The sequence below is a fragment of the Segatella salivae DSM 15606 genome (assembly GCF_000185845.1).
GTDB lineage: Bacteria > Bacteroidota > Bacteroidia > Bacteroidales > Bacteroidaceae > Prevotella > Prevotella salivae.
Window position 1 is genome coordinate 1,438,625 of the sequence record NZ_GL629647.1, and the last position, 7,016, is coordinate 1,445,640.

Here is a 7,016-nt window from a genome sequence, read left to right on the forward strand (position 1 = left end):
TTAGGAGAAGTCTTTTACACTGGATCAACATCATAATAAATATGTAAGGCGGCATAACGCTTGTCTTGCATCATCTGCTTTTGAACGTAACGAAGCACTTCACGCACACGCTTTTGATCAATTCCATTCTCAAGTTTAATGATAATCTTACGGATATGCATTGTCTTTACGCGTGCAATCGCAGGCTTATCTGGCCCAAGTATACGGTCAGAAAAGTATTGACGCAGGCGACTTCCCATTTCTAATGCAGCTGTCTCTACTATCTCATTTTTGTTATGTTTGAGGTAAACATAAACCAAATGAAAGAAAGGTGGGTAATGGAATAGGGCACGTTCATCAAGTAAATCCGCACAAAACAATTTGAAATCATGCGCTACAACCTGCCTGATTATAGGCAAGTCAGCACTCTTTGTCTGCAGAATCACAAGTCCTTGTCGCCCCTTTCGGCCCGCACGCCCACTCACTTGACTCATCATCATGAATGCATGCTCATAGGCACGAAAGTCAGGATAGTTCATCATTGCATCTGCATCGAGTATCCCTACAACGCTAACATTGTCGAAATCAAGGCCTTTACTAATCATCTGAGTGCCTATAAGTATGTTCGTTCTTCCTGCTGAAAAGTCAGCAATAATACGCTCATAAGCATTCCGTGTGTGTGTGGTGTCGAGATCCATACGCGCCACCCGTGCTTCAGGAAAGAGCTCTCGAACCTGATTTTCAATCTTTTCTGTGCCATAACCCCTACTGACAAGTTTCTCACTTCCACACTGAGGGCATTTTGTAGGCATGCTATACGTGAAGCCACAATAGTGACATGAGAGTAGATTTAGATTCTTATGAACCGTCAAAGTGACATCACAATTCGTGCACTTTGGCACCCAACCACACTCCGTACACTCTATTCTTGGTGCAAAACCACGCCGATTTTGAAACAAAATTACTTGCTTTCCGTCTTGCAAAGCATTGCCAATCGCTTGCAAAAGTCGTGGCGAAAACAGACCTTGCATCATCTTTCTATGCTGCAAATCCTTTACATCTACCACATCAATCTGAGGCAGTTCTATCCCCTTAAAGCGTGTAGAAAGCGTCACGAGTCCATACTTTCCTTGCTGTGCATTGTAGTAACTTTCCATCGAAGGAGTGGCAGTTCCCAACAAGGTTTTAGCCTTATAAAGCGATGCTAACACGACAGCTGAGCTTCTGGCATGATAGCGCGGAGAGGGCTCTTGCTGCTTAAAACTCGTCTCATGTTCCTCATCTATGATAACCAGTCCAAGCTTCTGAAAGGGCAGAAAGACAGCACTGCGCGCCCCAAGCACAATATCATAGGGAGCATTGGAAAGCTGTTTGTTCCATATTTCCACACGCTCGGCATCGCTATATTTAGAATGATAGATGCCCAATCGATTTCCAAAAACCTTCTTCAACCGGCTCGTTATCTGCACAGTTAAGGCGATTTCTGGCAAGAGATAAAGCACTTGCTCGCCCCGATCGAGTGCCTGCTGAATGAGATGAATATAGATTTCTGTCTTACCGCTTGATGTTACACCATGCAAAAGCACTACATTTTTCTCAGCAAACTGCTCATTTATCGAGTTAAAAGCTTCTGTTTGAGCTTCGTTCAACGGCTTCATCAACTCTGGATGTGCCTCTTCTGAAGTATTCAAACGGCCCACCTCCTTCTGATAAAGCACAAGCATTCCGCGATCAACCAATGCTTTAATGACTGCCAACGATGTGTTTGTGGCGTTCATCAACTCTTCACGTGTCAACTCAACCGGCTGTTGTTGAGGCGCATCGCCATGGAGTGTATCCCAATGAGAGAGTGCAAGAAAACCCTCAAAAGCCTTTTGTTGTTTCGTGGCACGCGCCAAAAGATTCAACGCAACATGCAGCGTCTGCTCATTACGATAGGCAGAACCCAGCGTAATATACGTCTCTGTCTTCGGTCGATAGCCTTCTTCCGCCTTCAATCCCGAGGGCAATGCAGCCTTATAGATATCTCCCAACGGCGAGAGATAATAGTCGGAAATCCATTGCCAAAGCCTCATTTGCTGCGGAAGCAATATGGGGCGCTGATCAACCACCTCTATGATAGGCTTCACTTCAAATGCAGGCGGCTCGTCAACAAGGCGCATCACGATGCCAATATAATGCTTTGATTTACCCAACGGCACGAGCACACGACCTCCCACCTGTACACTTGCCACTTGTTTCTCGGCAACTGAATAGGTGAACAGCCCGTCTAAGGGCAACGGAAGAACCACTTCTACGAATTTCATGCGCCTGCAAAGATAAATAAAATAATGGGATTTCCGACAAAATGCAGGAGGAAAAGGAGGCTCAAAACATTGCAGACGTGCGGTCAACTCACTTCAAGCTTCATGCAAAAAACAGGTTGAAGATTATCAGGAGAACACGCATTGAAAGTTGGCTCGCAACATCCTGTTTTCCCACAAACAAGACATGAATTCCCCGTTTACAGAAAACCACACTGCAACTTGCGTCACTTTACGCTGTAATCTCTATCATTTTACCACGCAATATAACGCAGATTGCAAAGTAAAGCAGGGCATGATATTTCTGTTAATATCAGCAACATCTTTATCAACTGTCCTCTCTTAAGGATAGATTAGTATAAACTTTCGGACATATAGCTTTCACTTTTCAATCGTTTTATATATCTTTGCCACAGAAATAAAGTCCGACAACTGTAAATGCATCACGCCAATTCAATCATAAAACACAAGAACTGTCGCGCGTTAGTAAGTTTCATATTTCTTTTCACTGCTGCAAATTGTTTGGCAACCACATCTATGACAGACTCTTTAAGCAATATCACTGAGGAAACAAGCCTTACTGACAGCATGGGAAATGCAGTTCATCATAACACGCAGGAATACAGATACAGGGTCAACGCTTCTATGTCATTGGCAGGGCTGCCATGGATAGTGGCAGGAATTGCACTAAGAAGTGAGAAAAGAAATATCAGGGAAGTACGCAATAAATTCCAACTGAATTTCCACCAATCTGCAGATAACTATATACAATATGCTCCACTATTGCTGACCACAGGACTGAAAGTTGCGGGAGTGGAGGGGCGAAGCAGTCTCAAACGCTATGCTGTCAGCAGTGCAGCTTCATTGATTATCACGGCTACTTTAGTAGAAACCATGAAATATTCTGTCAGAGAACTTCGCCCGGATGGTTCGACAAACAAATCTTTCCCCTCCGGTCATACGGCCACAGCCTTTAGTGCTGCCACAATACTCCATAAAGAATATGGCATGACTCGAAGCCCATGGTACAGTATTGCAGGCTATATGCTTGCTACGGCAACAGGCTGTATGCGCGTATTTAACAACAGACATTGAGCAAGCGACACGTTTGCCGGTGCGGGTATTGGTATTCTGTCTACAGAAATGGGCTATACTTTGGGGGGATTTACTTTTCAAGAACAAAGGTTTGTTACGCCATGACAGGGATAACGAACTTGACCTTTATAAGTACCCAAGTTTCTTCAATGTGCAAATGGGTATCGGCCTAAGTGAGCGTCATCTTGATTTCATGGAGCATCTTCCCGGACTGAACGAATATTATCATGGGCAAAAGAAACGAAAGATTAAACTTTCACGTGGCATTGCCGTTGGCGTCGAGAGTGCCTATTTTCTAAATCGGAATATTGGCTTGGGTGGACGTCTGATGATTACATCACGTAATGTCAAAGGATATGATAAGGATGCACTGCATCCTATTGGAATTCTGAGCCAGCTCGCTTCTGCAAATGCCGGATTTCTTGACAGCTACACACTGACCGTTGAATCTAACCACATGGCAGAGTTCAACTGGAGCGGTGGAGTATACTTCAATTTCCCTATCAGCAAAAGGTTTGCATTAGGTTCAAAACTCCTTGTGGGCAGAAGCTATTTAGATGGCATTGCTGTCACTGCTGAAGTTAAAGGACATCAGCGAGATATTGCATTTGAATATGAACCGCAACATGGTAAGACCGTGCCGACACTCGAAATAAAAGGAAACGGAAAAGATAACGGGAAGCCCTACTACAGCAAGTGGAATTTCTTTCAAGTGGGTGGAGATAATGCAACGATTATCGGAACAGGACTTTCTGCCACCTTTGCTTATAAATCGAGAATGGCATGGAAAGTCTTTCTTGATTACAATTTTGTGCGTTGCACCTACAGGTCAACCTATACTCCCACTCTTTTCCTTAAAGATGCCGGCCACTCTATAACTCTCAACGGACAAACAGTCAATAACATCAGTGACTATATTGCCCCTTACGTTGCCTCACAAAAGAAAAGCGTCTCCCAACCCATTCTTGGCGCTGCATTCTCTTTCTGCTTCTGAATGCTCATAACTTCCTCGCCAAGGCATAACTAACTGAAAGACACTGCTACGAATATATACATTAATAACTATATAACGCTACCCTTATATAAAATAGTTCTATCCATTCTCTATGTTCAACACTTTTATTTATTAAAGCAAAGAAACGGATAGAACTATAAATAGTTAAGTTATTACTCCTTTTAATAACTTACAACATCCATTAGACTATGAAGATCGATTATTCAGCCTTATTAGATTTTTGATACCCTTCATTTTGTGTAAGTTTCAAATTTCGTTGCATCTCATTGAGAGATATAGGCCACAGGAGATCAGTTTGTTTAATCTTAGCACCCGCTCCATTATTAGCACCAACGAGATCAACATAGACAACTTCTCCACTACGAAGAATATTAGAAATAATAGGGAATTTACCCGTACGCACGCAATCATCCCAGATTTTCATTTCCAGAGGGAATTCACGTAATCTTTCGGTCCAGCATAGTTCAATAAACTTCTCTTTAGAAAGATTCATCAAATTAGCTTTAAGTGTAGACACACTTTGACCAAGTGCTCGAGACTGCACTTGAGCTAAATAATCTGCAGCTTGTGCTGTTACTCCCTGAATATGAGTCAAAGCTTCTGCCGCATCTAACAATGTTTCTGCATAACGATAAATATTCCAATCTTTTGTACCTCTACTTGTATATAAATCAGCCTCTTCATCAAAAAAATACCAACAACCTATTTGATCATAATAAGCAGGATCTGATGAAGTTACATTGCCAAAAACAGGCATATTCCAACTCTTTCCATTATTAGGATTCGTATATGACGTTGCAAAAAATTGCTTTTCTTGTCCTCTTAAATCATCATCAGTATAGATATTTAAGAAACGTCCTGTAGGGCCAAACACACGTTCAAAAATAGAATACTTATCAAAGACTCCTGTTGCGGATGAAGTGAAAGCATAAGTTGGGCGCCATCCTGAAGTAGAGACAGCGTTATCAAATTCCTCTGCATATATAACTTCAGGAAGATCGTCTAACGTTCTGAGTTTGTTATATGCACTTTTAAGTGCTCTATCATCATTCTTGGTTAATTGATAAAGACCAGATTGAATAATATCTTTAGCACAAGAAGCTGCCTTTTCATAATTTCCTATAAACATATACATGTCTGTAAGAGCCATTTCTGCAACATATTTTGTTATTCGATGAGAATTGTTCTGCCATGTTCCTACTGTCAGATTATTTACAGCGTCTGTCAAATCTTGCTCTACCAAAGCAAGAACCTTTGTTTTAGATGTACGTTCTAATTGCATATTTTGGGAAGCACTATAATAAGCTTCTGTAGACAACGGAACGTCCCCAAACACTTTTACAAGGAAGAAATAATTCATTCCTCGAAAGAATTTAGCTTCAGCCTCAAGTTGTTTTTTTGCAGAATCTGAAATTTTAACTCCATTTGCATTAATATTATTTATCACACTATTAGCAATATTGATAGCGTTATAACAGACATCCCAAACACCATCCATAGTACCGGAGACTGTATTTGTTTCAGCTTGTCGTGTAAGTTCACGTGCAAATTTACAAACTTGTTCCTGTCCTTCATATGAATTTCGGAAATATCCTGTTAGCATTGACGAAATTGAGGCAAAAGGGCCGATGTATGCACTCCCTGCATTCGTATATTGATTAACGAACCCTGACCGATAGAGGAGATTTACTTGTCCACTAAAATGCTGCTCCGTCTTATTAAAATCGTTCCTTGTTAGCATTGATTCAGGTTTTTCTTCAAGCCAACTATCGCAAGAACAGAAAAACAATCCTAAACTAATCGATAATATATATAATTTTTCATATATGTAATTCTATAAAGTTATTAAATCAAAATGTAACATTGACCCCAAATGTATATGTCCGAGAACGGGGATAAGAATAGAAAGTCATATTCTGACCAAACTGATCACCATGAGAAGATGATTCTGGATCAAAGCCATTAAACTTACTGGAAGTCATAAGTGCTAAATTATTTCCACTTATATAGACACGCAACCCATGAACACCTAAATTACGACATATATCAGAAGAGAACGTATAACCTAATTGCAACATATTCAATCTAAGGTATGAACCACTACATATCCAACTAGAATCGATTGTTGTATCCTGTCCTGCATGTCCAGAGTTACATAGTCGAATCATTTGTTCCATCGTCTTAGGATTAGTTCCATCATAAGCGTCATAAAGTATATTCTTTAGACCATTTGTAATACCAAATCTATCATAAGTTGGATGATAGAATTGCTGCATAGTTTGAACTCCCATGACAAATTGCCAATCCATTGTTATATCAAAACCTTTATAATTAAAAGTATTAGAGAAGTCTCCTGTCCAATCAGGGAGACCTTTTCCAATAATTTCTTTCTTAGCAGAACGATTAGGCCGCCCTATCTGATGTACACTGTATTTAGAAGTCCCTATTTGTATGGCCGAACAAAGTCCATTATCAACATCTTTCTGAGACCATTTCTCAGTCTGCTGCATTTCTTTAGTTATAACACCATAACGACGATAACCATAGAAACTACCCATACTTTCACCTACACGTAAGATTGCTTCTGAACCTCCTACCCAACCCATAAGTTCGATATCTTCATC

4 protein-coding genes and 1 pseudogene are annotated in these 7,016 nt (G+C 40.8%); 2 read left to right on the top strand and 3 right to left on the bottom strand.

Annotated elements, in window-relative coordinates; translation table 11 throughout:
* Positions 1-14: 14 nt before the first annotated feature.
* On the bottom strand, positions 15-2,285 hold the full coding sequence (priA, locus tag HMPREF9420_RS06025) for a replication restart helicase PriA (RefSeq protein ID WP_007134607.1): 2,271 nt from the start codon (positions 2,283-2,285) through the stop codon (positions 15-17).
* Between the two features lie 534 nt (positions 2,286-2,819).
* Between priA and HMPREF9420_RS14625 the strand changes: the two genes are divergently transcribed.
* Positions 2,820-3,377 carry a phosphatase PAP2 family protein gene (locus HMPREF9420_RS14625; RefSeq protein WP_248628079.1) on the top strand — a complete coding sequence of 186 codons (558 nt, stop codon included), beginning with the start codon at positions 2,820-2,822 and terminating at the stop codon, positions 3,375-3,377.
* Between the two features lie 19 nt (positions 3,378-3,396).
* On the top strand, positions 3,397-4,371 hold the full coding sequence (locus tag HMPREF9420_RS14630; protein WP_007134611.1) for a hypothetical protein: 975 nt from the start codon (positions 3,397-3,399) through the stop codon (positions 4,369-4,371).
* 220 nt (positions 4,372-4,591) lie between these two features.
* On the opposite strand, the gene HMPREF9420_RS06035 is transcribed toward HMPREF9420_RS14630, so the two are convergent.
* Both HMPREF9420_RS06035 and HMPREF9420_RS14635 read right to left on the bottom strand, forming a co-directional pair.
* Positions 4,592-6,193 (bottom strand): RagB/SusD family nutrient uptake outer membrane protein, encoded by a 1,602-nt coding sequence (locus HMPREF9420_RS06035; protein WP_398394798.1) that lies wholly within the window; start codon positions 6,191-6,193, stop codon positions 4,592-4,594.
* A 49-nt stretch (positions 6,194-6,242) separates the two neighbouring features.
* A pseudogene (locus tag HMPREF9420_RS14635) lies at positions 6,243-7,016 on the bottom strand (SusC/RagA family TonB-linked outer membrane protein); the annotation flags it as partial.